1 protein-coding gene is annotated in these 1,767 nt (G+C 77.6%); it reads right to left on the reverse strand.

The window, feature by feature from the left end; genetic code table 11:
- Positions 1 to 228 precede the first annotated feature (228 nt).
- A partial coding sequence (locus HMPREF3159_RS07875; RefSeq protein WP_070500533.1) for a cytochrome c oxidase assembly protein occupies positions 229 to 1,767 on the reverse strand: 1,539 nt, incomplete at its 5' end.

The following is a 1,767-nucleotide window of genomic DNA, read 5'->3' on the forward strand; positions in this document are numbered from 1 at the left end:
CGGCCGGCTCGAGACCGCCGTCGGCACCCGCCGCGTCACCCCGCGCGAGGTCCCCTCCGGCGCCGGCGCCGAGGAGGGCCTGGTCCCCGCCGTGGACCGCGAGACCCAGCTCGCGCGGCTCCGTTCGGTGCGCAGCCTCTTCGGCTGAGCGGTCCCCGGGGGTCGACGCCCCGCCGCACGCTCCGACGAAGGGGCCCGCGCCGCTGCGCGGGCCCCTTCCTCGTGCGGTCAGCCGCGGCGCCCGCGGTTCCGCAGCGCCGCCCCGCCGGCCACGAGCGCGACGAGCACCACGACGACGAGCACGAGCGTGCCCGCGGACTGCTGATCGGCGAGCGCGTCGGCCCGCCAGGTGCGGCCGGTCGCCCCGAACCAGCTCGCCGCCAGCAGCCGCTCCGTGCTGCGCAGCGCGATCCCCCCGGCAGCGCCCAGCAGCAGCGGGACCGCCGCGACCCAGGCCCGCCTCGGCGGGGACGCGAGCCGCACGGCGAGCGCGATCAGCGCACCGGCGGCGAGGGCGAGCAGCTGCAGCGCGAGATGGGCGGCGTGGCTGTCCAGGGCGGCGCGGAGCAGCGGCGGGCTGATGTAGCAGGCGGCGAGCAGCAGCGGCCCGGCCGCGGCGAGCAGCGCCGCGAGCGGCCAGCGCCCCTCCAGCATGGTGCGCAGACGCGGCGGAATCGTCATCGCGCAGCCCAGCAGCACCCCGGCGGGCACGAGCAGCAGCACGTGCTGGAGGACGTGGGCGGAGACGAGCACCTTGCCGTACACGTTCAGCGGTCCCGAGGTCAGCAGCACGAGCGCGGCGGCCCCGAGCAGGAGCTGCAGGCTGCGTCCACGCGGACGCGGCGGGGCGCTCGGCCTCCACCACAGCAGCAGCAGGACGCAGGCGAGCGCCGCCCCGAAGGGGTCCGGGCGCCACTGCCCGAGCACGGTGACGAGGTCCGGGGCGGGAGGCAGGGGGTAGCCGGTGAGCGTGCCGGCGGTGCCCGCCGGCGGGGTGCCCTCCTCCGCGGGCGGCGGGGAGGAGCTCATCGCCGCGGCGAGCGCGACGGCGAGCCCCATCAGCGCCAGCTCGAGCAGGGCGAGGCGCCGGTAGGTCCCCAGCGCCCGGCGCCCCTCGGAGTCCGTGCCGAGCCCGGTGGCGAGCTGGCGGCGCTGGAGCGCGCCGAGCAGGCCCAGGAGCAGCAGCACCACGGCCTTGCCGAGCCCGATCTGCACGTACGCGCTGGTGAGGAGCTCCGCGGGGGTGTTCATGCGCACCACGAGCGCGAGCACCCCGCTCAGCGCCAGGGCGATCCAGCAGATCAGCGCGAGATGGGAGTAGCCGCGCAGCACGCGCACGTCGTCGCGGCTGCGATCGGTGAGCACCTGCAGCACGGCGAGGCCGCCCAGCCAGATCCCCACCGCCAGCAGGTGCACGAGCATCGTGGAGGTGGCGATCTCGTGGGTCTCGTCGCCCGCGGCGTGCCCGGTCATCGCGGCGGAGAAGGCGACGACGGAGGAGAGGACCGCGACGGCGCGGGCGAGACCGGCGGAGGTGCCGAGCACGGCGACGGTGGTGGTCGCCGCGGCGGCCAGCAGCCCGCACAGGAGCCAGACGCCGAGCTCCGTGGCGAGGAACACCCCGAGGTCGGAGCCGAAGCGCGGCGAGCCGACGGGCTGCCCGGTCGCGATCGCGTACGAGAAGGTGAGGGAGGCGCCGCGGGCGAGGGTGGTCGCCGCGGCGGCGCCCGCGGCGATGCCGAGGGCGCGGGTGCGGTCGGCCTCCTC

Source organism: Brachybacterium sp. HMSC06H03, assembly GCF_001807385.1.
Taxonomy (GTDB): Bacteria; Actinomycetota; Actinomycetes; order Actinomycetales; family Dermabacteraceae; genus Brachybacterium; species Brachybacterium conglomeratum.